The 25,062-nt window shown below is 35.9% G+C and carries 22 protein-coding genes and 1 other annotated feature; of the genes, 15 read left to right on the top strand and 7 right to left on the bottom strand.

Annotation, left to right across the window (positions count from 1 at the left end; all coding sequences use genetic code 11):
- The first annotated feature begins 50 nt into the window (after nt 1-50).
- Genes BN349_RS02940 through BN349_RS02960 form a run of 5 tightly spaced genes read left to right on the top strand, consistent with a single transcriptional unit; the run spans nt 51 to nt 4,862 of the window.
- On the top strand, nt 51-1,631 hold the full coding sequence (locus tag BN349_RS02940; RefSeq protein WP_019240781.1) for an ABC transporter substrate-binding protein: 1,581 nt from the start codon (nt 51-53) through the stop codon (nt 1,629-1,631).
- The gene (locus tag BN349_RS02945; protein ID WP_019240782.1) at nt 1,619-2,620 is read left to right on the top strand and encodes an ABC transporter permease; all 1,002 of its coding nucleotides are present in this window, start codon (nt 1,619-1,621) and stop codon (nt 2,618-2,620) included. The genes BN349_RS02940 and BN349_RS02945 overlap by 13 nt, the downstream gene beginning before the upstream one ends.
- Nucleotides 2,604-3,428 (top strand): ABC transporter permease, encoded by an 825-nt coding sequence (locus BN349_RS02950; protein WP_019240783.1) that lies wholly within the window; start codon nt 2,604-2,606, stop codon nt 3,426-3,428. Before BN349_RS02945 ends, BN349_RS02950 begins: the two co-directional genes overlap by 17 nt.
- A gap of 13 nt (nt 3,429-3,441) precedes the next feature.
- Nucleotides 3,442-4,224 carry an ATP-binding cassette domain-containing protein gene (locus BN349_RS02955; protein ID WP_019240784.1) on the top strand — a complete coding sequence of 261 codons (783 nt, stop codon included), beginning with the start codon at nt 3,442-3,444 and terminating at the stop codon, nt 4,222-4,224.
- Between the two features lie 2 nt (nt 4,225-4,226).
- Complete coding sequence (locus tag BN349_RS02960; protein ID WP_019240785.1) at nt 4,227-4,862, top strand: ABC transporter ATP-binding protein; 636 nt, start codon at nt 4,227-4,229, stop codon at nt 4,860-4,862.
- Between the two features lie 31 nt (nt 4,863-4,893).
- Here the strand turns inward: BN349_RS02960 and BN349_RS02965 are convergent, their stop codons facing one another.
- The 4 genes from BN349_RS02965 to BN349_RS02980 form a co-directional block, all read right to left on the bottom strand.
- Nucleotides 4,894-5,958 carry a hypothetical protein gene (locus BN349_RS02965; RefSeq protein ID WP_019240786.1) on the bottom strand — a complete coding sequence of 355 codons (1,065 nt, stop codon included), beginning with the start codon at nt 5,956-5,958 and terminating at the stop codon, nt 4,894-4,896.
- Nucleotides 5,959-6,309: 351 nt separating this feature from the next.
- Complete coding sequence (locus tag BN349_RS02970) at nt 6,310-6,792, bottom strand: hypothetical protein (protein ID WP_019240787.1); 483 nt, start codon at nt 6,790-6,792, stop codon at nt 6,310-6,312.
- Entirely contained in the window at nt 6,792-6,998 is a 207-nt protein-coding gene (locus BN349_RS02975; protein ID WP_019240788.1) for a helix-turn-helix transcriptional regulator, read from the bottom strand. Before BN349_RS02975 ends, BN349_RS02970 begins: the two co-directional genes overlap by 1 nt.
- 428 nt (nt 6,999-7,426) lie before the next feature.
- The gene (locus tag BN349_RS02980) at nt 7,427-9,094 is read right to left on the bottom strand and encodes a glutamine--tRNA ligase/YqeY domain fusion protein (protein ID WP_019240789.1); all 1,668 of its coding nucleotides are present in this window, start codon (nt 9,092-9,094) and stop codon (nt 7,427-7,429) included.
- 131 nt (nt 9,095-9,225) lie between these two features.
- Nucleotides 9,226-9,483, bottom strand: a binding site (T-box leader).
- Between the two features lie 283 nt (nt 9,484-9,766).
- On the opposite strand from BN349_RS02980, the gene BN349_RS02990 reads away from it, so the two are divergent.
- Nucleotides 9,767-11,530 (top strand): ABC transporter ATP-binding protein, encoded by a 1,764-nt coding sequence (locus BN349_RS02990; RefSeq protein WP_019240791.1) that lies wholly within the window; start codon nt 9,767-9,769, stop codon nt 11,528-11,530.
- A gap of 266 nt (nt 11,531-11,796) precedes the next feature.
- Here the strand turns inward: BN349_RS02990 and BN349_RS02995 are convergent, their stop codons facing one another.
- Entirely contained in the window at nt 11,797-12,993 is a 1,197-nt protein-coding gene (locus BN349_RS02995) for an MFS transporter (protein ID WP_019240792.1), read from the bottom strand.
- A 12-nt stretch (nt 12,994-13,005) separates the two neighbouring features.
- Entirely contained in the window at nt 13,006-13,425 is a 420-nt protein-coding gene (locus BN349_RS03000) for a MarR family winged helix-turn-helix transcriptional regulator (protein ID WP_019240793.1), read from the bottom strand.
- Between the two features lie 212 nt (nt 13,426-13,637).
- Between BN349_RS03000 and BN349_RS03005 the strand changes: the two genes are divergently transcribed.
- The 4 genes from BN349_RS03005 to BN349_RS03020 all read left to right on the top strand — a co-directional run bounded on the left by BN349_RS03005 (nt 13,638) and on the right by BN349_RS03020 (nt 17,025).
- Nucleotides 13,638-13,853: a hypothetical protein gene (locus BN349_RS03005; protein ID WP_019240794.1), complete on the top strand. Its 216-nt coding sequence runs from the start codon at nt 13,638-13,640 to the stop codon at nt 13,851-13,853.
- An 86-nt stretch (nt 13,854-13,939) separates the two neighbouring features.
- A complete protein-coding gene (locus BN349_RS03010; RefSeq protein WP_019240795.1) occupies nt 13,940-15,181 on the top strand; it encodes an efflux RND transporter periplasmic adaptor subunit in 1,242 nt (413 codons plus the stop codon).
- 31 nt (nt 15,182-15,212) lie between these two features.
- Complete coding sequence (locus BN349_RS03015; RefSeq protein WP_034293468.1) at nt 15,213-15,905, top strand: ABC transporter ATP-binding protein; 693 nt, start codon at nt 15,213-15,215, stop codon at nt 15,903-15,905.
- The gene (locus BN349_RS03020) at nt 15,871-17,025 is read left to right on the top strand and encodes an ABC transporter permease (protein WP_019240797.1); all 1,155 of its coding nucleotides are present in this window, start codon (nt 15,871-15,873) and stop codon (nt 17,023-17,025) included. Before BN349_RS03015 ends, BN349_RS03020 begins: the two co-directional genes overlap by 35 nt.
- Nucleotides 17,026-17,159: 134 nt before the next feature.
- Here BN349_RS03020 and BN349_RS03025 read toward each other — a convergent pair whose 3' ends face one another.
- The gene (locus tag BN349_RS03025) at nt 17,160-17,606 is read right to left on the bottom strand and encodes a DUF3841 domain-containing protein (RefSeq protein ID WP_019240798.1); all 447 of its coding nucleotides are present in this window, start codon (nt 17,604-17,606) and stop codon (nt 17,160-17,162) included.
- Between the two features lie 238 nt (nt 17,607-17,844).
- On the opposite strand from BN349_RS03025, the gene BN349_RS03030 reads away from it, so the two are divergent.
- From BN349_RS03030 to BN349_RS03050, 5 genes are all read left to right on the top strand, one after another.
- Nucleotides 17,845-18,333: a PaaI family thioesterase gene (locus tag BN349_RS03030; protein ID WP_019240799.1), complete on the top strand. Its 489-nt coding sequence runs from the start codon at nt 17,845-17,847 to the stop codon at nt 18,331-18,333.
- A 626-nt stretch (nt 18,334-18,959) separates the two neighbouring features.
- Nucleotides 18,960-19,208 (top strand): heterocycloanthracin/sonorensin family bacteriocin, encoded by a 249-nt coding sequence (locus BN349_RS23180; RefSeq protein WP_019240800.1) that lies wholly within the window; start codon nt 18,960-18,962, stop codon nt 19,206-19,208.
- 149 nt (nt 19,209-19,357) lie between these two features.
- Nucleotides 19,358-21,292: a putative thiazole-containing bacteriocin maturation protein gene (locus BN349_RS03040; RefSeq protein ID WP_019240801.1), complete on the top strand. Its 1,935-nt coding sequence runs from the start codon at nt 19,358-19,360 to the stop codon at nt 21,290-21,292.
- Nucleotides 21,289-23,229, top strand: a complete 1,941-nt coding sequence (locus BN349_RS03045) for a TOMM precursor leader peptide-binding protein (RefSeq protein WP_019240802.1) — start codon at nt 21,289-21,291, stop codon at nt 23,227-23,229. The genes BN349_RS03040 and BN349_RS03045 overlap by 4 nt, the downstream gene beginning before the upstream one ends.
- 22 nt (nt 23,230-23,251) lie before the next feature.
- The gene (locus BN349_RS03050; protein WP_019240803.1) at nt 23,252-24,826 is read left to right on the top strand and encodes a SagB/ThcOx family dehydrogenase; all 1,575 of its coding nucleotides are present in this window, start codon (nt 23,252-23,254) and stop codon (nt 24,824-24,826) included.
- Nucleotides 24,827-25,062: the final 236 nt, after the last annotated feature.

Genomic DNA, 25,062 nt, shown 5'->3' on the forward strand with positions numbered 1-25,062 from the left:
GGTAATGATTGTGTTTAAACAAACTAAAAAAACATCGATGGAGGGACAGTATGAAAAAATGGTTAGCTATATTGGCAGTGTTGACGTTATGCATTAGTTTAGTAGCTTGTGGTAATGATGACAAAAAAAGTGATAAAAAAAATGAATCGAAGGCAAATGATTCTGCTAAAAAAGATGAATTAGTATTAGCATTAACGAGTGAACCTGATGGAGGTTTTGACCCAATACAAGGGTATGCAGCTTATGGTTCACCACTTATTCAAAGTACGTTATTAGATACAGATGCAGATTCGAACATTATTCCAGAACTTGCTACGGAATATAAGTCAAGTGACGATAAGCTTACTTGGGAATTCAAGCTTCGTGATGATGCAAAATTTACAGATGGGAAGCCTGTAACAGCAGAAGATGTTGTATTTACATATGAAACGGCAAAAAATAGTGGGTCTACTGTTGATTTAGTACATATGAAAGAAGTAAAAGCAATAGATGATCATACCATACAATTTGTTTTAGAAAGACCTCAATCTACATTTTTATATACTGCGGCTGCAATCGGAATCGTACCAAAGCATGCATATAGTGATAACTATGGCACTACACCAATTGGATCAGGCCCATACAAATTAGAAGAATGGAAACAAGGTCAACAAGCAATTTTTGTCCGTAATGATGATTACTACGGAAAAAAAGGTGAGTTTAAAAAAGTAACCGCTTTATTTATGAGTGAAGACCAAGCGTTTGCAGCTGCAAAAGCAGGTCAAGTTGATGTGGCTCAAACTTCATACGCTTTTGCAAAGGAAACCGTCCCTGGCATGAAAATCGAATCTTATCAAACGGTTGATAACCGAGGAATTTCTTTTGTAACAATTCCTGAAGGTTCAGAAGTGAATGGCCAAAAAGCAGGTAACAATGTAACAAGTGATTTAGCCATTCGTCAAGCGATTAACTTAGCCATTGATCGTCAAGCGATTGTAGATAGCGCGCTAGATGGTTTCGGTAAAACGGCATTTAGTAATAGTGACCATTTACCATGGTGGAATGAAAAGACAGAAATGAAAAGAGATGTGGAAAAAGCGAAAAAAATCCTTGCCGATGCAGGTTGGAAGGATACTGATGGTGATGGCATCCTTGAAAAAGGAAAAGTAAAAGCGGCATTTAATTTAATTTATAATGCTGGGGACTCTACTAGACAAACGATTTCAATGGCTGTCAAACAACAATTAAAAGATATCGGCATTGAAGTAACGGTTTCTGGCGGATCATGGGATGATATAGAGAAGAAAATGTATAGCGACGCTGTTCTGTTTGGATGGGGAAATCGTAACCCTATGGAAGTCTATTATTTATATCACTCTTCTAATATTGGTTTTGATTATTACAACACAAACTCATATAGTAACGCTCAAGTTGATAAAGCATTAGATGAAGCACTTATAAGTGGAAATATGGATGACTGGAAAAAAGCACAAGAGCCTTTGATTCATGATCTTCCTTGGGCATGGTTAGTAAATGTTGATCATTTGTATTTTGTAAAAGATGGTTTAAGTTTAGGAGATCAACCAATTCATCCTCATTCTCATGCTTTAGATATTATGGGTAACTTAGAAGATTGGAAATGGAAAGAGTAATGGCTAGACCTGTTATTATGTATTTCGTGCGTGGGGTTACACTGCTTATTGCAGTTGTAATCCTTGCTTTTTCATTGTTAATGGTTTCACCGATTGACCCGATTCAGTCTTATGTAGGTGCTGGAGTAGCTATTTCTCCAGAACAGAGAGAAAATATTGCTGAGCATTGGGGATTAAATGATCCACCAGTTGAGCGCTTTTTTACATGGGCTAATAATGTTCTACATGGAGATATGGGAGTATCCATGATTTATCGTCAGGATGTTTTAGATGTAATAGGAGATAAGTTTTCTAAATCTATAATGCTTATGCTGACTGCTTGGATAATAAGCGGTATTTTAGGTGTAACAGTCGGTTTATTGATGGGAGCAAATCAAAATAGGTTTATTGATCGAATCTTGAAAGGGTTTTGTTATACATTAACAGCCGTCCCATCTTTTTATTTAGGCATTATTTTACTAATGGTATTTGCTGTTTATTTAGCTTGGTTTCCGATTGGTTTAGCAAGCCCAATTGGTGTGCTTGAAACAGATGTTACATTTGTTGAGCGGATTAGACATATGGTACTTCCTGCTATTTGTTTATCAATGGTTAGTATGCCAAGTATAGCGCTTCACACTCGTTCAAAATTAATTGACGCTTTGGAAAGTGATTATGCTCAATTTGCTCGTGCTAGAGGGGAAAAAGAATATAGAATTGTGCTTCGTCAATGCTTTAGAAATATCATTCTTCCGGCAACGATGCTACAATTCGCTTCATTCTCTGAACTGTTTGGAGGATCTGTTCTAGTTGAGCAAGTGTTTTCTTATCCTGGATTAGGAAACGCGGCAGTGGCAGCAGGAACTGGCGGAGATGTTCCATTATTACTCGGGATCACTTTATTTAGCGCTCTATTTGTATTTGTCGGAAATGTAATTGGAGATGTAATCATCCATACTATTGATCCGAGAATAAGAGTAAGGGGAAGAAGAAATGCAAATGTTAGCTAATAGACGTAAAAAGACTATGTTTTTAATTATTGCTTCTTTCTCGATGTTGCTTTTCATTATGATTGGTGGAGCCTTAATACCTGAAAGTGCATATGATGCGAATTTTACGATGAAAAATCAAAGTCCTTCTATAAGTCATCTGTTTGGAACAGACTTCATGGGCAGAGATATGTTTTTTCGAACCTGGAAAGGCTTAACGGTGAGCTTAGTTGTCGGTTTAACGGCTGCTTTAATCAGCGCTATTATTGCTGTTATTCTTGGAGTGGTAGCAGCACTATGGAGAAGAGCGGACATTGTAATTAGCTGGGTTATTGATTTGTTTTTGGCTGTTCCTCATATTGTTTTACTTATTCTGATTTCAATCGCTTTAGGAAAAGGTGTTACGGGAGTCGTGATTGGAGTTGCATTAACTCATTGGCCTGCCTTAACGCGTATTATTCGTGCTGAAGTACTTTCTGTTAGAAATGCGCCATTTGTTCAACAGGCTAATAAATTAGGAATGAGTAAATGGAGAATTGCCAAAAAACATATGATTCCGCATTTGTTTCCACAATTTGTTGTTGGAACTTTACTCGTTTTTCCCCATGCGATTTTACATGAAGCATCTATTACATTTTTAGGCTTTGGTTTATCACCTGAGCAGCCTGCAATAGGTATTATTTTATCTGAATCATTGAAATACATAACAAGTGGCGCATGGTGGCTCGCATTCTTTCCGGGAATTATGTTAGTATGTATTATTTTATTATTTGATGCCTTAGGGGAGCAGTTATCTGCTCTATTGAATCCACGTAAGTCAAGAGAATAGGAGGGAAGGTTTCATGCAACCGAAAAAAGAAATGATATTGCAAGTAGAGCAGTTGAATATTAAGTTTACTTCTTATACGAAAGGTTTACACCAGAAAACTACGCAGGCCATTCATGGCTTGTCTGCTCATATAGAAGCAGGTGAAATATTAGCAGTAGCTGGCGCTTCAGGTTCTGGAAAAAGCTTATTAGCTCATGCACTTTTAGGTATCCTTCCTACAAATAGTAGTGTCGATGGTTTAATGAAATATAAAGAGCAGGAAATGACAAAAGATCGAATTAAGCAATTAAGAGGAACAGAAATTGCTTTTATACCGCAATCGATTTCTTGTTTAAATCCATTAATGAAAGTGGGTACGTTTGCTGGAAAACAAGCATGCGGATTATTTTCACGCTATGGTTTAAGTAAAGAGGTAGAAAAACTGTATCCACATGAATTATCTGGTGGAATGGCACGTCGTGTATTAATAGCCTGCGCAGCAAGTACAGATGCAGATTTGATTATTGCAGATGAACCGACAGCTGGATTAAATGAGGGATTAGCTCATGAAACAATGAAGCATTTACGAGAATTGGCCGATGAAGGAAGAGCGGTATTATTAATTACACATGATCTTTATCTTGCTTCTCAATATGTGGAGAGAGTAACGATTTTAAATGAAGGTAGAACAGTGGAAACTTTAAGCATTACAGCATTAAAAGCTGGACAATGGCAGGAAAAGTTTACAGAGCAGTTGTGGATGTCTCTACCAGAAAATGATTTTTGGAATAATGACATAAAGGAAATTGGACTATAAAGATGAATAAGCTTGAAGGAAAAAATCTATCTTTTTCATATAATAGAAGAAATATTCTACATCATGTTGATTTTGAGGTGGCTGCTGGAGAATGTGTTGGTTTGCTTGGTGATAGTGGTACTGGTAAAACAACGTTAGGTCGTTTGTTAGCTGGTTATGAATGGCCTTCCGAAGGCGAGATTCTAGTTGATGGCAAACCATTATCCATGAGAGGATTTTGTAATGTTCAGCTAATAGGACAGCATCCTCAGCTTGCCTTTGATGAACGTATGAAGATGGGACAGGCTTTAAAGGAGACTGGGATGGATCCCACACATAATCAGGATACCCTTGATTTAGTTGGGATAAAAAGTGAGTGGCTTGATCGGTATCCAATTGAGTTATCTGGAGGAGAATTACAAAGATTCTGTATCGCTAGAGCATTAAATCGACAGACGAAATATTTGATTGCTGATGAAATGTCAGCAATGTTAGATGCTATTACACAAGCACAATTGTGGAATTTGTTGCTTCAGTTAATGAAGGAAAGAAACTTAGGAATAGTTATGATTACTCATAACGAAGCTTTAGCTGCCAAAGTCTGTAATCGGATAGTAAGAATAAATGAGTTAAAAAAGAAGGGGCTGTCTGAAAAGTGATGTTTTACTCCTTTTCAGAGGCCTCTTCACATTAGTTATTCAACTCTTTTATTTTTGTACATAACGTATGATAAAATTTTTGTGGTTCATCTGGTCGGATATGCGCCTTTATTACTTTTTTCTTAAATCCATAAAGTAACTTAGCCTCCAGTGGTGTATGGAACTCCACTTCAAAGGTTGGCTTTTCTTTTGTGAAATCAGCTAGAACGGCATCGAAAATATATTTTTTTTCATTACTTGATAATTTTTCAGGACCTTGATAATAATGAACGCTTTTGATTTCCTTAAGTGGAATAATCAATTGCTTCATAATACCAACCTGTAAATATACATGATCATTTGTAATAAGAAAAGGACATAGTCGAATGGCTTGGATTTCAGCTAAGAGCAACAAAAGGGCGTAAATATTTAATATTAGAGCCACAATAGCTACTACTTGATTCCAGGAATGAAGCAAAAAGTGAAATGCGATGGATTCGACAATAAGTGCATGAATTAGAAATACGTAAAAAGCAATGACGCTCGTTTGTTTATGAAAGCTGAATAAGCGAATTTCATCATGTAAAGGTTTTTTTCTCCACGAAAAGAGGCTGTAATAAAATAACGTAATATCAAAAGATAAAAAGTTCGATAGTCTTTTCAATTTGAAATGCTGATGTATGGTATGCGCTAATTGAGATTGAAAATTTGGAATATTTGTTTCATTCGTACGAAGTGATCTAATGATACTAGGTAGTTTTGTGATGAATTTGTAAATAATATTAAGTTCTAAAAGGATAAATGCTCCCTCTCCAGCAAATACAATATATTTGACAAAAGAGTAAGAGGGTAGCAAGCCTTGCGGAATAATAAGTGATGCGATTCCGTAACCAACTATAGATATGAGAAGTAGATACTTAATGGAAAAACGTTTTCTTATGATAAAAAAATACGCTAGCAAAGGTAATATAATAATACAATCCATTAATGTGCCGAGAGCTACTTCTTTTGGAATTGGCTGTAATATAGTAAGCCGATAAATAATGAAGTTTGAACTAATAACTAAGGCAACTAGTAAGCAGAACCATGCCCATTTACGTTTAGAAATGGTTAGCATATGGAATAACCTCCTTATATATAAAATCGGTATAAATATGGACAAACTGCTTTTAAATTCCCACTAAAAAATAAGCTGCGTTCTTAAAAATAATTTTTGAATTTTTAAAAGGGTTGGTTGAGTGGAGCGTAAGGTGCGAGACTCCTGTGGGTGCACCGTCCGCCCCGAGGAAAGCGAGCAACCTGGAGAAGAATTCAACCTATACTTATTACTTTTTAATAGGCAAAAAATTTCCGAAAACAGCCAAAAATAAGAATGCGAGTATATTTAATGAATTGTTTTATGCTACATGTATATCTTTAAGATTTATTAAAAAGTCAACCTAATTCGATCATATTACAATACCTTATATTAGTCAGTGTTTTTCTTTGGCAGGATAAAAGTTAAGAAGAAAATGAATGCCACTGGAGGGATACTGATAAATAACACAACCCAATTTTTTGTTGCTATAGATAAAATAGTGCAGACTATAACAATTAAAGTAATCATAATAATCCTAATTGTCTTTTCATTAGACTTAGCTGTTTCAGACAGGGACATATGAATACTTAAAGCTATACCGATACATCCCCATCCACCCATATGAGACAAAAGTAAAATACCAAGTACCATTGCTGGGCTCATCTCGATACCAATAGCTACTAATGAAAATAGGATATAGATGACAACTAGTGTAATATACCAGGTGTATGAGCGAGCCTTCTCCCAAATGTATCGATATAATTCATCTAATCCTCTATTTTTATTAGCTTGCTTTCTTCCTAACCACCAGCCTAGAAATCCCATAAGTGCTCCACCGTAGAGACCAAATAAACCACTCAACTGAATATCCATTATATCCCTCTTTCTTCTTTGAATTGAAAAACTTCTTCAATACTACAATAGAAAATTTTAGAAATATTATAGGCAAGCTCTAACGAAGGGTTAAATTTTCCAGATTCAATAGCAATGATCGATTGGCGAGAAACATTCACTAATTTTGCTAATTCTTCTTGTGTCATATTCTGATTTTTCCTAAGTTCGCGAATTCGATTTTTCATTAAAACCTCCTATTTTCTGTAAATTTCTTTGTTGAGTAAAGTTTAGTTTACATTATTTGGAATGTCAAGTTTCGTTTACTTTTTGGCTTTAATGATGAAAGGCTGTATTAAATTTCATTGTTACCAATAAATCTAATCCGTTTGCTTCCTACTTAGCGAGTGACAACCCTCCTTGTGTTATTCAGTAGAGCGTAACATCAGCTTATTTAGAGGTCTGAACATACCTATACAAAACGTAGATAACATAAAGCGTAGGGGCCACTAAAAAGTGATCATATATCACTTTTTAGTGGCCCCTACTTGTTTGAAATAGATTTTAGGTTTTGTTAAATGTAACGTTGATGTTAGTATAAATTGTACGTTTTTTTTAGTTATTTCTTGGGAGTGATGATAGCAGAACCGTTATTTTAATGGCATTATTGCTATTTTTACTTCCATGTGTTCTTTAGAGAAACAATTCTGTTAAAGACCAGTTTTTCAGAAGAGGTATACTTAGAATCAACACAATAATAGCCGTTTCGTACAAATTGAAATTTCTCTTCTTTTACTGCAGAGGCTAATGATGGCTCAATTACAGAGTCAGCATAAATCACTAATGATTGTGGATTAAGTTTCTCTTCCCACGTTTTTGATGTCTCTTTGATGTCATCATCATTTAATAATAAGCGGTTGTATTCATGGATATCGACCTTAATTCCGTGTGAAGCAGAAACCCAATGTATAGTTCCTTCTGGTTTACGCTTATTGAATCCAGAACCACTTTTTGTTTCTGGATCATACGTACAATGAATTTCTGAAATTTCTCCTGTTTGTTCATCTCGAATGGCTCGAAGACATTTAATAAAATAGGCGCCCATTAATCGAACTTCTTTTCCAATGGATAAACGCTTAAATCCTTTAATGGCTTCCTCCATAAAGTCTTCTTTTTCGATATATAATTCTCTTGAAAAAGGAACGAATCTTTTACCTAATTGGTCATTTTCGCTGTTATTTACTATCGATAAAAATTCTGTTTTTTCATCAGGATAATTTAGTAAAACTACTTTTAATGGTTGTAAAACGGCCATCGCTCGTTTTACATTCGTTTTTAAGTTTTCTCTTAGCATTTGTTCAAGCATAGAAATATCAACTGTACTTTCATTTTTCAAAACACCAATCTCTTTTACAAATTGTTGAATGCTTTCAGGAGTATAGCCTCTTCTACGTAACCCTTTAATAGTTGGTAATCTTGGATCATCCCAACCATCTACATGCTTTTCATTTACAAGTTCTTTTAGGTAGCGTTTACTTGTGACTACACCAGTAATATTAAGTCGACCAAATTCTCTTTGCTTCGGTGAATGCTCAATTTCAAGCTTACTTAGAACCCAATCGTATAAAGGGCGGTGATTTTTGAATTCAATAGAACATAAGGAATGGGTTATGCCTTCTATTGCATCTTGTATAGGATGAGCGAAGTCATACATCGGATATATACACCATGTATTTCCTGTTCGATAGTGATTAGAATGAATAATCCGGTATATGACAGGATCTCTTAAGTTAATATTAGGAGAAGACATATCAATTTTTGCTCGTAAAACTTTAGAACCTGTAGGGTAATCACCTTTACTCATTTTTTGAAATAGAGTCAAATTTTCCTCTATTGTTCGATTACGATAAGGACTTTCGATTCCTCCACTAGTAAGTGTACCTCGATATTCTCTCATTTCCTCAGTATTTAAATCACATACAAATGCATCACCTTGTTTGATAAGCTTTAAGGCAGCACGATAGATTTCATCAGAATAATCGGAGCCATAATAAATATGTTTTTTAGGATCAAAGCCAAGCCACTTTATATCATCGATAATGCTATTAACATATTCAATGTCCTCTTTTAGAGGATTTGTATCGTCAAAACGCAAATGAAAAATACCTTTGTATTTATTAGCTAAAGAATAATTGAGATGAATGGCGTATGCACTTCCAATATGAAGATATCCATTTGGTTCTGGTGGGAATCTTGTGCAAATAGGTCTAGGATATGTTTTATTCTTTAAGTCTTCTTCAATTGTTTTTTCTATAAAATTGGTATGGTTTATTACTTTTTCCATGAGGGTTCCCTCCAACTATTTGTATTTTTAGATAAGCATTTTGTTTTCCACTAGCAGTTTGTGAACATAACAACAGCAATCTTAGAAACAACCTATAAAATACAAAAAAATCTCACCTCCAAGACGTTTGTCTTGGGGACGAGATTTGAATAGTCGTGGTACCACCCCAGTTTGTTAATATGTCACCATATCAACCTTATCAGGTACGGCAAAAATATATGCTTATACCTTAGCTCTATAACAGGAGCACCTGTCACATTATCCCCAATAGCTGGTTCCGATGTGCCACTCAGAGGCTTGCTTCAATAAGATGTTTCTTGCTCCTTTTCAGCTACTGGAGCTCTCTGTAAAGATCCGTTCTTATTTACTCTTCTCTTCACTGCGTTTTAATTTTTCCTATATTATCATACCTTCACTTAGAATGTAAAGCAGTGAATGAAAACGAGAGGTTAGAAATATGATCGGATTTTTTCTTGAAAATGAGGGAAGGTTTCAGAGAGAAGTAAAACTTCTTTGTAAAATGATTATTTCGGGAAGGAATGGATTGAAGTTTAATACATTTTAATAGAGTGAGGGGGACAAAAGAGTTAAAATAGTGAATTGAAACCTAACATGATAATGGAACGTAATATACATGGAGTCAGAAATGTATGTAGAGTATTAGGAGGACTAATGGAACAGAAAAAAAAGAAGAAGGGAACGTATAAGCCTTTTATTTCGTTAATAAAAGCGACAAAACCTTCATATGGAAAATTAGCTTTTGCTATTGGTTTAAGTATTGTCACAACTTTAGTTAGTTTATTAATTCCCATTTTGACAAAACAACTTGTCGACGGATTTAGCATGTCTTCATTATCAATGAAACAGGTTGGCTTAATTATCTTTGTCTTTATCATCCAAGCAGGATTAAGCGCATATGCTACATATGCTTTAAGCTACAATGGACAAAAAATTATAGCAGGTTTGCGCGAATTGCTTTGGAAAAAACTTGTGAAGCTACCAGTAGCTTATTCTGATCGAAATGGTTCAGGAGAGATGATCAGTCGTTTGACGAATGATACGATGGTTGTTAAGGAACTTATCACAACACATATAACAGGGGCAGTTACTGGTATTATATCTGTCGTTGGAAGTATTATTATTTTGTTTGTGATGAATTGGAAGCTAACCCTTTTAATTTTTGTCGTATTACCTATTGCAGTCGCTATCCTTGTGCCAATAGGGAGATTGATGCATAAGATTTCAAAAGAAACACAAGCTGAATCAGCGAGATTTACTGCTTTGTTAAATCAAGTTTTACCTGAAATAAGATTAGTAAAAGCATCGAATGCTGAAGATATTGAGTTTCAAAGAGGTATGAAGGGTATATCAAAATTATTCAAGCTAGGAGTTAAAGAGGCAAAAACACAATCCATTGTTAGTCCAATTATTACTTTAGTATTAATGGCAGCTTTAGTAGCTGTAATTGGATACGGTGGGATGCAAGTATCTAGTGGAGTTATTACAGCAGGATCTCTAGTTGCTTTTATTCTGTATTTGTTTCAAATTATCATGCCAATGGGACAAATTACGGTTTTCTTCACACAGCTACAAAAATCAATAGGGGCTACTGATCGTATTATTGAAATTTTATCTGAAGAAGAAGAAGACTTGATAGCTGGGCAAACGCTTGAGGATGCGAAACAAAGTATTAGCTTCAACGATGTATCGTTTTGTTATGAAGAAGGGGCAAATATTCTATCCAATATCAATTTACAAATTGATACGGGAAAAGTAACAGCTATTGTAGGTCCTAGTGGTAGTGGGAAAACAACTTTATTCAAGCTGCTGGAATGCTTCTATATGCCGAGTGAAGGGATTATAGAAATCGATAATAAACCTTTAAATGATTACTCATTAGAATCTTGGAGAAAGCATATTGGCTATGTTTCTCAGGAAAGTCCGTTATTGGCTGGGACAATTCGTGATAATATTTGCTATGGATTAGATCGAGAGGTAACGGATCGTGAGTTGAAAAATGCAGCTAAAATGGCATATGCATTAGATTTTATTCAACAACTTCCAGATCAATTTGATACAGAGGTTGGAGAAAGAGGTTTGAAACTTTCAGGGGGACAAAGACAGCGTATCGCGATTGCTCGTGCTTTGCTACGAGATCCAGAAATATTAATGCTTGATGAGGCAACATCTAGTTTAGATAGTCAATCTGAGCAATCTGTTCAACTAGCATTAGATCGTTTAATGGTAGGTAGAACGACTATTGTCATAGCTCATCGCTTATCTACAGTTGTTGATGCTGATCAATTAGTGTTCCTAGAAAAAGGAGTTATTACTGGAAAAGGAACACATAATCAATTAATGGAATCTCATCCTTTATATCGAGAATTTGCTCAGCAACAATTGAAGATTAATAGTGAATTAGAAGAAAAAGTATAAGAAGTTTAAAAGATACCTAAATCACATAGGTTTCTCTATGTGGAGACAAAAGGTATGATGAGGACTTCCTTTCCATACCTTTTGTCTTTTTTTAATAGGTTATGATGGACTAATTTATCTCTAATTTTTGTATGAACAGATCTTCCAGAACTAATGGATGCCTTCACAGATGCCTCAACTCACAGCGGAACTCAAAAGACACCTATAGTAAGAGATAGGTGTCTTTTATGTTTGATATATTATTTTGACAAAATGTACGTATTCTTTTAGCTTGCTTGTAATAAATTTTTTCCCTTCGTAGCTTTTTTTCCATGAAGTATATAATACAAAAATAAACAAGCGAAAATTACAATGCCAATAATTAGGTACATCGTACGGAATCCAGTTATCGGTACTAACAAACCAAGTAAAAATGGTCCGACACCTATACCTAAGTCGGTAAAGATAAAGAATGTACTAGTTGCTAAACCAATTCGATGTGGTGGAGATACTTTAACTGAAATTGCTTGAGATATTGATTGAATTGTTCCAAAACCAAGTCCAATTACTGCTCCTGCTAATAATAATATAAAGCCATGATGAGCTTGACTAAGTAACAGCATTCCAACAGCGAAAAGAAAGATAGAAGGATACATGATGAAGTTAGCACCCTTCATATCAAACCAACGACCAGTAAATGGGCGAGATGCTAAAATGAACACTGCATAAACGATAAAGAAGAAACTAGCTGCAGATACTAAATTAATTTCTTTCGCATAAAATGTCAGAAATGAGAGAACACTTGCGTAGCAAAAGCCCATAATGGCGCTAATAAATGAAATAGGTATCGCTTTTGGTTCTAGTAAATTAGAAAATTTAAAACCTTTCATTTCTTGAATTTGTTCTTTTGTTAATGTTGTTTTTGGAATCTTCAAAAAGAAAGAAACCGTAAAACTAAAAATGGAAAAAATAGCAGTTGTAATAAAAATAGTGCTAAAGCTTGTATGTTGGCTTAAAAATAGTCCAAGAAAAGGACCGATGGCTGTTGCAAGAGTTACACTCATACTATAATAACCTGTTCCTTCACCACGACGAGAATCTGGAATAAGATTGGCTACGATTGTACCTGTTGCCGTTGATGCAAGTCCAAATGCAATTCCGTGAAGGAAGCGATTAATTAATAAAAAGACCATACCATTAACCGCAAAATAAAGAAGAGCTGTGAGTACGCTTAAAATAAGTCCGATATATAAAAGTTTTTTTCTACCGATTTTCTCAATCGTTGGCCCTGCGTATAATCGCGCTATTAGTACGCCAATGATAAAGATACTTGATGCAAGTCCAGCTAGACTTTGCGATGCTCCAAATTCATCTACTGCGTAAACTGAAATAGTTACCATTAGCAAATAAAAAGATAAAAAAAGAAAAAAATTAGCTGATGCAACAATTAAAAAGTCCTTTGTCCATAATCGTTCTTTCCCCATATATTTGTCACCTTACCCTATAATATTGTTTCGTATTTCTCCCATTACACGGATCATCATTTCCTGTTCTTCTTCGGTTACGTTTTTTAATAACTCTGAATCAAAAATATCTAGCTTTTGACGAATTTCTTTATACACTTTCTCTCCTAACTCTGTAAGAATAATTCGTTTTTCTCGTTTATCCTTTGTGGGAATATGCTTGATATACCCTCTTTGTTCCAAAACTTTCACTGTTCTAGTTACTGTTGGTTTTTCTACATGAAAGAAATTTGAAATTTCTACAAGAGTTAATGGACCATAGTTTTTAATAAAAAACATAATAGACCATTGAGAACTAAATAATTCGTATGGCTCTAATTGCTTATTGAGCTCATTAATAAATGGTCGATAAACTAGCATAAACTGATGAAAGAATTTTTGATGAGAATGCATGAGGTCCTCCTTTTGAAAATAGTTACCCTTAGTAACTATATGCTTATTTTTTATTATATGCAAGAATAGTTACTCAGAGTAACTAATTTTTGAGTGATTTTTCCAAAAATAATCGATGAAAGTTTTTCTTATTTCTTTAAGGTTTGTTTAAGCAAACTGTTCAATAATCATCTCAAGCAAATAAATCCATGAAAGAAAGAGGAATGAAAGTAATGAAACAAAACCTAATTAAAATCTTACTAATTATCAACTTAGTATTAAGCATACTAGCAACTTCAGGAGTAGGTTATTTGATCTATAAGCAATCTACTGGTGGACCTAGTGGAGATCGTCCAAGTGGACAAATGACACCACCACAAATGAATAATTCACAAGATTCACAGAGCTCTCAACAAAATAGTCAATCTAATTCAACATCAAATATGTAATAAAGTGAAACTTCCATCAGCGAGAAATTTGTTAATCCGCCTCTGATGGTTTGTTAGAACGGTTTAAGAGAAAGAAGGGATAACTAATGAAAAAATGGATTATTTTGATTGTTGTCATTCTCCTAGTAGGTGGAGGTGGGGCAACATGGTATTTCTTATCGAATAAGGAGGATACAAATACCACTGAATTAACTACACAGACTGCAACGGTAAAAAAAGGGAATTTAGAAGTTGCTATAACAGGATCAGGCTCCATTACTACGGGAACAGATCAAGATGTTACAGCTTCTAATACTGTCTTAGTTGTTGAAAGTGTAAGTATTTCGTCTGGAGATACTGTAAGCAAAGGAGATCCACTAGTAACTTTTGAAAATGGAGATGTAGTAACTGCACCTTATTATGGAGAGATTGCTTCTGTTTCTGTAAAAAGTGGTAGTGTTGCTTCGAAAGGAACTGTTTTATTAAGAATGACAAATAGTGACGATATAACAGCTCCTATAACTAGAGAAACTAGCAGTAGTAGTGACGGTGAAATGAATTCTACTGGCGGTGGTAGTAGCTTGGTGGTAGATACTGTAAAAGTAACAAAAGGTAACGTCGTAAAAAAAGGTGCGACCATTGCTACTTTTACTGATGGTAGCCTTTTACAAGCACCTGTTACGGGAACTATCACAAGTCTTTCTATTTCAAGTGGAGAATCAATTGATAGTTCAACAGTCGTAGCTCATATTACAGACTATACGAATTTATTAACGACCATAAGTGTAGATGAGTTAGATATTTCAAAAATTAAAGCCAATCAAAAAGTGGACATTACAGCAAGTGCATTTGAAGAAGAGAAGTTTGAAGGTATTGTTTCTTCCGTAGCAACTGAAGGAACGGCATCAAATGGAGTATCTACATTTGATGTTACGGTAAAAATAACAGATCCAAAAAATTTAAAAATTGGTATGAGTACAGAAGCGAGTATTTTAATAGAAAGTAAAGATGACGCTTTATACGTACCGGTTGAAGCAGTCTATACAAAAGGTAACGAAAAATACGTTATTGTTCCTTCTGATGATGGGAATTCAACGAAGCAGGTTACGGTAGAAACTGGTATTACGAATGATACGTATGTAGAAATAACGAAAGGATTAGCTGAGGGAGATCAAGTACAAATTCCAAAAATTCAATCCAGTGGAAGTTCATCAAAAGGTGGAGGAATGATGCAAGGAGGAGATATGCCTTCAGGTGGTGGTCCATCAGGAGGATTCACGTCAGGCGGTGGTAGTGGCGATCGTCCATCTGGTAATCCTCCAACAGGTGGTGGTCAAGGTGGTAAATAAAGTAGGGGAGCCTATCATTTCTATTAAAAATATGGCAAAGACCTATATGCTTGGTAATGAGGATGTCGTAGCATTAGATCATATTTCCTTAGAAATCGAAAAAGGAGATTTTATCTCCATAATTGGACCTTCAGGCTCAGGAAAATCTACATTTATGAACATGATTGGCTGTCTAGATACCCCTGATTCTGGGGAGTATTTATTAGATGGTGAAAACGTAGGAAGAATGAAAGATTCCCAGTTGGCTAGCATACGTAACAAAAAGATTGGTTTCATTTTTCAAAACTTCAATCTGTTATCTAAATTGACAGCAATAGAAAATGTCGAACTTCCGCTTATATATAGTAACAAGAAGGCTAGTGAAAGAAGAAATTTGGCTTTAGAGGCTTTAAATCAAGTTGGGTTAGTTGAAAGAGCAAATCATCTGCCAAGTCAATTATCTGGTGGTCAGCAACAAAGAGTGGCCATTGCTCGAGCACTTGCTGGGCATCCACCTATTCTGTTGGCGGATGAACCTACGGGAGCATTAGATAGCAAAACGAGTAAAGAAATTCTAGAGATTATCAAAATGCTCAATAAGCAAGGTCATACAATTATTTTGATTACACATGATTTAAATGTAGCAAAACAAGCTAACCGAATTGTTCGAATTCATGATGGTAAGCTTTTTGAAAACGGAGGTGAGTGGTTTGCAAACATTCAAGATGGCACTGAAGAGCATTAGAGGGAATAAGGCCCGAGCGTTCTTAACCATGCTTGGAATAATCATTGGCGTCGCTTCCGTAATTGTCATGGTTGCCATTGGGCAAGGTTCTACAAAAGAGGTGCAAAATCAAATTGGTAGCTTAGGAACCAATTTATTAACGGTAAATGTGACTGGCTCAGATGTTAGCTTTAAAGAAGATGATGTGAAACAGCTTGAAGAAGTGAGAGGAGTTAAAAATATCGCACCTACCGTTTCTAGTAGAGTTACGGTGAAAAAAGAGCAAACAAACGCTCAAGTATCAATGATTGGTACGACGTCTTCCTATTTGGATGTACGTGATCTACAGCTCCAATCCGGTCGTTTTTTAGCAGATTTAGATAATAGTAATCGCTCTAAGGTAGCTGTACTAGGATCTGATACAGCTGAAACATTATTTGGACTAGGAGATCCTGTTGGAGAAACAGTAAAAATCAATGGGACATCCTATAAAGTAATAGGTGTTTTACAATCTATAGGAAGCTCCTTAGGAACAAGTGGTGATAATACGATTATCTTACCACTTAGCACAGCACAAAGATTAGCATCGACAACGGATATTGGAACGGTTTATGTAACAGTAGAAAATGAAAATATGATTGCTTTTACAGAATCTAGACTAGAACAAACACTATATCAAATCATTCATGATGAGGACAGCTATAGTGTATCAAGTCAAGAAGATTTAATGGAAACCGCGTCATCTGTTAATCAAACGATGACCTTAATGCTCGGAGGAAGTGCCGCTATATCGTTAATTGTTGGTGGTATTGGTATTATGAATATTATGCTTGTTTCTGTTTCTGAACGAACAAGAGAAATTGGTATTCGTAAGGCTATTGGAGCTAAAAGAGGAAATATTTTATTTCAATTTTTGATAGAGTCTGTTGTATTAAGTTCATTAGGTGGACTTGTTGGAATTGGAATGGGTTTGATAGGTGAACAGATTTTCACCAGTATAACGGGAACGGCTGTCGCTTATAGCCTTTCAGTTATTGGATTATCATTCACATTTTCACTATTGGTTGGTGCCATCTTCGGAGTTTTTCCAGCCATTAAAGCATCGAAGCTTGACCCGATTGAAGCATTGAGATATGGATAAATAAACAAATCGATAAAAGTAAAACATCACTCAAAAAAGCTAGCTAAAAAATCTGTTATGGAAAGATTTTTTAGCTAGCTTTATTTAGTATATATGTATAATTGTCAAAATAAGTTTAGGATGTTTCGGTGAGTTTATATGCCACGTTCTTTTGCGATAAAGCGTTCGACTTTAACAACTTGATCCATAGAAATTCTCGGAACAACGCCTTGTATCCAATCCACTTTTCGTAGCCAATTATCTTCATTACAGCTATTTATCCAATCAAAATCAAATACTCTTTCCCATGTTTTACGAACCTTATCTTCTGGAAAACCAGCTTCTTTAAATTCCTTCCATTCTTTTAAACTATCGGTGATAGGGGAATTATTAAGTATCGCATGCCATGTTGAAAAACAGGAAAGAAGAACATTTTCTTCTGGGATGTCTAGTTTTAAAATAACGCCAGGTGTACCTTTAGCAAGAAGCTGGCTTTCATTACGATTAGGACGACGCTTCTTCATTTGTTTCATCATCCAAATATATTGTTCAGGAAACATTGCATATTCAGGTAAACCTTCTAAATAACCTTGCTTGCGCATCGTTTTGTATGTACTGCGTAAAAAATCATGTAAGCTTCCTGAGAAAGTATTCTCGATTCGTATTATAACAAGAATTTCACATGTTTTATAGAATCTTTGTTTTACAATGTTGAAAATGGTTTCTTTCAGTTTACTTTCCTGAGCGGATACCAATCTGTGATTAGTTGTTTTTAATTTTTTTACTATTCGAAAATCTTACTAGTGGTATGTTATAGTAAAAAGTAAAGGAGGGAATAAAATGGAAGAAATAGTTGTGAAAGCGGTTCAAGATGAATATGCAGATGATTACTCTTGGTGTTATGGTTGTGGTCGTTTAAATGAGGAAGGACATCATTTTAGAACAACTTGGCTAGAGGATGGTGAGAAAACGGTTACATTGTATAAGCCGTTACCTGAACATAAGGCTATCCCTGGCTTTGTATACGGAGGAGTGATTGCTTCTTTAATTGATTGTCATGGTACAGGATCTGCAGCATTAGCCCTACATAGAAAAAATGGTCATGAGCCAGGTGATGGAATGGAACCACCTCGTTTTGTGACAGCATCATTGCACGTTGACTTCATGAAACCCACCGCAGATAATTGTGTGCTAAAGGCAATTGGAACAGTAGAAGAAATTCATCCAAAGAAATGGAAAGTAAATGCAGAGGTATATGCAAATGATACACTTTGTGTAAAAGGTGAGGTCGTAGCTGTTTGTATGCCAAAGACATTTACCCAAAAATAGTTTATTTTCTATGAGAAGTTGACCGGAGATATCTGGTAGATTAACAGTCTTAAAGGTTTTATAATAAGGATTAATGTATGAGAATGCACTTCTTTATACATTCCTTTTACTTGAAAAATCAAGGATTGGAATGATAGAGTTTGTGTACTCTCTTTTTGTATAGCAAAATCATTTGAAATCAACGTTATATGGAGATAAATTTAATCGATTATTTGGTAAAGAAGCAACGAGCATAATGGCACATCAATTGAATAGGCTCTACGATAGGAAGTTGAATCAATAATGAGAAAAGTTGAATCAGCTAAAGATAAAGTTGAATGAAAGAGGGATAAAGTTAAATTTGGATTAAGTATAGTGTCTCCAGCTAGTTCCTCGTGAGCATAAGACAAGCCGGCTAGAAGGTAATGGGTAACCTTCTGACCGGTTTGTCTTATGCTGGTCAGATTCGATCAAGGCACTTTCGCTTTTCTCATAAATAGGCTTTTCATGCAGTAGCAATACCTATATTGCGGACATATTTTGATGAGGAGAGCACGTAAAATATTGGGGTTGTACCTATCTTATGTTAATCAACCCCTATTATTTTGCTTGTCCATTCTTATTATTGAGAAACGGAGGATGTCAAAATGTATGATTTTCAAAACGAGCTTCAAATGATGAATGTAGGGGATTTCCAAACAACGGATGCTATCTACTATAATCAAAACCCATATGTAATGGATGCTTCGCGTCGTTGTGGTGGCTGTGGTCGTTGTGGTGGCTGTGGTCGCTGTGGTGGTCGTTGCGGTGGTTTCGGTCGTTGCGGTGGTTTTGGTTGCTTTGGCTGTTTTGGTTGCTTTGGTTTCTTTGGCCCGTGTGGTGGATTTTTTATATAAAATTCAATTCCCGAAGAGAAGATTCCCTGTAATAGCTATTGCAGGGAATCTTCTCAATATGAATAGACATAAAAGACAAATTGTCATACATAGGATGATAATGGAAGTCAATCTGCAGACAACATTAGCAATCAGTAAGGAGGATCGGAATGGCCAATATCACCCCTACTATGCGTCTGAAAGTAAAAAGGGATACGTTTTATCTCCCAGATTCAAACGGAGGTGTATATTTTCGAAACAATGAAAGTTCATTTCGTATGGAAGGAAGTACGATTATTCAGTGGATCGAAAAGCTTTTACCAATGTTTAACGGGGAGCATTCGCTAAGAGATTTAACAGATGGATTGCCAGGTCCACACAAAAATCGATTATTTGAAATTGCAGAAGTACTGTATCGAAATGGTTTCGTTAGAGATGTCAGTCAAGATCGTCCTCATCAATTAACTGAGCATCTTCTTAGAAAATATGGTTCACAAATTGAATTTATAGATCAATTCGGCGATTCAGGTGCATACCGTTTTCAATCATATCGTCAGATAAAAGTATTAGCTATCGGTTCTGGGCCATTTTTGACTTCATTGATTTCTGCATTACTTGAATCTGGATTACCTAAATTTCAACTTTTCATTACAGATTCTATACAGACTGATAGAAAACGAATTAAAGAAATTGTAGAACATGCTCGTAAAACTGATTCTGAAGTAGAAGTGGAAGAATTGGTTTTTCAGAAGAACTCACACAGTTCCTGGAGAGAAATAATCCAACCATTTGAATGTATACTATTTGTTTCACAAGAGGGTAATATAGAAAAGCTAAGAGATTTGCATTCGCTTTGTAAACAAGAGAATAAGATGTTTATACCTGCTATATGTCTTCAGAATGTAGGTCTTGCAGGACCAGTGGTATTTCCAAATTCTGATGTGGAGTGGGAATCTGCATGGCATCGGGTTCATCAATCTGTCATTGGGGATGACCAGCAGTTCGTAAGTTTTTCTTCAACATCAGGAGCAATGTTATCAAATGTATTGGTTTTTGAATTATTTAAAGAAACGACAAAAGTATCTGGGTCAGAACAAAGTAATCAGTTATTTTTGCTTGATTTGGAAACGCTAGAAGGAAGTTGGCATCCTTATTTGACACATCCACTCGTTAGTGGAGAAATATCTGCTAATTGGGTGCAGGACTTCAATCAACGATTATTACAGAAATCTAGTAAACATGAGTCAGGCAAGTTGTTTATGTTTTTTAATGAAATAACATCGATGCAAGTGGGAATTTTTCATACTTGGGATGAAGGAGATTTAAATCAGATTCCGCTAGCTCAATGCCGTGTTCAAGTAGTTGATCCGATGTCAATCGGACCGGCAAAGCTGTTACCTGAGATGATTTGTACAGGATTAACACATGAAGAAGTGCGGAGGGAAGCTGGGCTAGCTGGGATTGAAGCCTACGCTTCACGTACAGTCAGCCAACTTGTTAAGACTTTGCCAGATATTCAAGAGAATTTAGTGGAATTTGTCGGTGTTGGAACGGGGGAAACATTTGCAGAAAGTATTTGTCGTGGCTTACAAAAATGTTTAGAAAATGAATTTGAGAAACAAGATTTTAATCAAGAGTATCGAGTTGTTCAAATGAATATAGAATCGATAAAAGACGGACGTTGTTTATTTTATTTACAGGCATTACATGTTATGCAAGGTGCTCCGAAGGTAGGATTAGGTAGTGAAATATATGGCTTCCCAGTAGTATGGATTGTTACGAGAGATAACTGGTATGGCTCTATTGGATTAAACAAAACAATGGCGTTACGGAATGCACTTCAACAGGCAATTAAGGGAGTTCAAGATCAACTAGCGGACGATAAAGGACAGGGAATGAAGACTATATCTATGTTACAAGAGGAAGTCTTTAACATTCCATTGCATGAAACCATGACACAATTAGAAATTTTGAGGTCTGCCATGACTGTATTAGCAAGGAACCGTAAACAACTTCAAGTCTTTGAAATGGAATTAGAGCCTTCCTTCAAGGAAGAACTAGCAGGGGTATTTGGAGTTTTGGTGAGAGAGGAGGAATCAAGGTGAATGGAGATGTGTTGATAATTGGTGAGGGTGAGTTAGCAAACTATGTTTATAGAGAATTGAACGATCAATATCAGGTCATTCACCAAGCTGATTTCGATAAAGGAATACCAGAATCTACTGATATAGCTATAGTGTTAGATGATGGTTGGAATCCATCCACACATCAAAAATCAGAAGAAATGTTCCAATCAGCAGGTATACCTTGGTTGCGTGGTTTCGTTTCATTTGGAATGGGAGTAGTCGGACCATTTGTGCAACCTGGTATTCCAGGGTGTTCACAATGTTCAGATTACAGACGGCTAATGGCTGGCCACGACAGAAAAGAAATGTGGCAAATATCTCAGCAATTAGTACATGAAGGAAGAAAAAATGATGTGGGAGCATCACGGATAGGACTTTTACAGATGGCTCATCTCATAAAAAATGAAGTGAATAGGTTATTCGAAGGTAAAAAACTATACACAGAAGGGCGTCTATCTCTAACAAACTTAAAAACTTTAAGTAACTCATGGCATATTTTTTTACCAAATCCGTTATGTATGGTATGTGGAAATTTACCTGACGATTCACCTGCTTTAGCAAAAATTTCGCTACAAGCAAGTCCAAAAATAAGCCTCGATAGTTATCGTTGTCGATCCATAGATGATTTAAGTAAAGTTCTAGTGAAAGACTATTTAGATTACAAAACAGGTTTTTTAAATAATAAAATGATAGACTTAGTACCTCCATTTGCTGATGTAAGTGTTATTCTACCTTTGTTAATAGGGGATGAAGGAACAGCAGGTCGAACTCACTCGTATGCGTTAAGTGAGTTGACGGCTATTATGGAGGGAATAGAGCGATATTGTGGCATTATGGCTCGAGGCAAACGAACAGTAATCTTTGACAGTTATCGTAATCTAAAAGTACATGCACTCAACCCTAGTGAGATAGGCTTACATTCAAAGGAATATTATGAACAAGCTGATTTTCCATATCTGCCATTTAGTCCTGATCAGCCGATTCATTGGGTTTGGGCTTATTCATTGATACAAGATAAATCAATATTAGTTCCTGAACAACTGGCATACTACAGCCTAGGATGTGGTGAGGGATTTGTCTATGAAACTTCTAATGGTTGTGCTGTAGGTGGAAGTCTAGAAGAGGCTATATTCTACGGTATTATGGAAGTATTAGAGCGTGATTCGTTTCTGCTAACTTGGTATGCTAAGTTGAACCTTCCTCGTCTTGATCCTGCTTCAGCAAATGATCAAGAATTGTTGTTAATGATTGAACGTGCGAGAGCTGTTGCCGGATATGATATCCATTTGTATAACTCAACAATGGAGCATGGTATTCCATGTATATGGGCATTGGCCCATAATAGGAAAGAGAATGGATTAAATATCATTTGTGCTGCTGGTGCTCATTTAGATCCAATAAGAGCGGCGAAAAGTGCGATTTATGAGTTAGCTGGAATGATGCTAACTCTTGATGATAAATTAGATGAGAATATCGACGAACATATTCGGATGCTACATGATTCTTCGTTAGTAAAAAAGATGGATGATCATGGAATGCTGTATGGTTTGCCACAAGCTGAGGAACGACTGCATTTTTTACTACATGATCATCGTCCAATGCAAACATTTGAAGAAGCGTTTCAATGGAAGTCAAACCATTCGGATTTAACGGATGATCTAAAAGACATACTTCAAGTGTTTGAGCGTTTAAAGCTTGATGTAATTGTTGTGGATCAGACTACATCAGATGTTAAACGGAACGGATTACATTGTGTAAAAGTCTTAATTCCAGGAATGCTACCGATGACATTTGGTCATCATCTTACTCGCTTAACAGGGTTAGAAAGGGTATTGAGGGTACCGATGGAACTAGGGTATACAAAGCAAAAGCTGAAGCCAGAACAGCTTAATCAACTTCCGCATCCTTTTCCATAAGAGGTGATTAGGAGGTAGGATAATGAATCTAGACACATTTTTGTACAATTTACATTTTGATATTGAAAAGGCAAGTCCGCCAGATTGGACAGTAGACTGGGAAGATGCTCCGTTATCCTATAAGCTCTACCGTGATTTGCCTGTGTTTTCATTTTCTCTAGAAACACCGCTGACTCTTGAATGGCAATTACCCTCAAAGCCTGATTTTGAAAGAATGGGCCATTTTCTCTGGTATGTATTTGGTCTGACACAATTTAGTCAAATCGTTTATCCATCGGATTCTTCAGAACAAACAGTGTACACTATGCAAACATTTCGGCGATTTGTTCCTTCTGGTGGGGCTTTGTATCCAAACGAGTTATATATATATTTGAAGTTAGAACATCTGCCTGATGGTGTGTATCATTATGATGTAGCCCACCACCGCTTAGTGTTACTACGAGAAGGAAATTTTGACTCTTATATTGCACAGTCTCTTGGAAACCGCTGCGAAATATCTACTTGTTTTGGTGTTGTGTTTATATCGTCAATGTTTTGGAAAAACTTTTTTAAATATCATAATTTTTCCTATCGTTTACAGGGGTTAGATACCGGTGTATTGCTTGGGCAGCTTTTAGAAATAGCCAAACGCTTCGGTTTCGCGTCAAGTGTGTATTATCAGTTTCTTGATCGGGCTGTCAACCATCTGTTTGGTTTATCTGAACGGGAGGAGAGTATTTATGCCATTGTACCACTTTCGGTAGAGCCTACTAGCTGGTTTACTAATGTAAGTGACAAAGATGGTGTTGTTTGTGATGTTGATTTATGTAGAGAATTAGAAAAAATTCAGTGTAATCACTATGTGCGATCATTGTATGTCAAAGAGTTTCCTATGTTACGTAAAATGAATGAAACCTCCATGATGGAATCGACGGAAATGTTTCGATGGGACAATAGTAATAAGAGTAAAGGTGAGGAACTGCAAAAAATAGATTTACCTTTTATTGAGAATTTGTCGTATGATTTGTCAACGATTTGTAAGAATCGGTTTTCACCAGAGATGGATTTTATTTTGGGAAAGGTAACTCTTCTGCAGCTAGCAACGTTACTTCAAGAGGCTACTGTCTCGTTCCCATATCGGAATGATTTGGATAGAGGAGAGTGTATAGAGGAGTCACGTATCTCAATCTATGGTTGTTTTTATAATGTTGAAGGTATAGCTCCTGGAGCATATTCTTACGATAGTAAAAGTCATTCGTTATACCAAATCAATCCTGGTGATCATAGACTTAAATTGCAATATGCTATGAGTCTTGATAATGTTAATTTACAACAAGTACCTTTATGTTTTCATATTGTGGGAAATAAGAATTCTTGGAAAACAGAATTAGGTTATAGAGGATATCGAATTCAACAAATGGAAGCAGGCATGCTTGTACAACGTTTATTGTTGGCAGCTACGGCTCTTGGAATGGGAGGGCATCCACTACTTGGTTATGATGTGAATCAATGTGATGTAATCTATAAAATAAAAATGGATAGAAAAACGAGCTTAATTCAAGTTCCAATAGGTTTCTATCGACACCGACCATGGTTGAAAGGAAGTTTACAAAGCTAAGTTTACTAGATAGTCATGACTAAATTGCTAACAAAATAGTATAAACCATAATAAGGACCAGTGTGGTTCTTTTTTTCTTTTTGGATGTTTTCTAGAAGATTGTTGTTTTAATTCAGTCAGTGTATAAAAGGAGCATAAAAAGATCGATTGGATTGTAAAGTGGATGCGAAATTCTTGCGGGAGTTGCGATATAGTTTAGCCTCACAGGCACTTTGTACGGAGGAGGCTCAACTACC

Origin of the sequence: Bacillus sp. AP8, from assembly GCF_000321185.1 — a bacterium.
GTDB lineage: Bacteria > Bacillota > Bacilli > Bacillales > DSM-1321 > Bacillus_AD > Bacillus_AD massilioanorexius.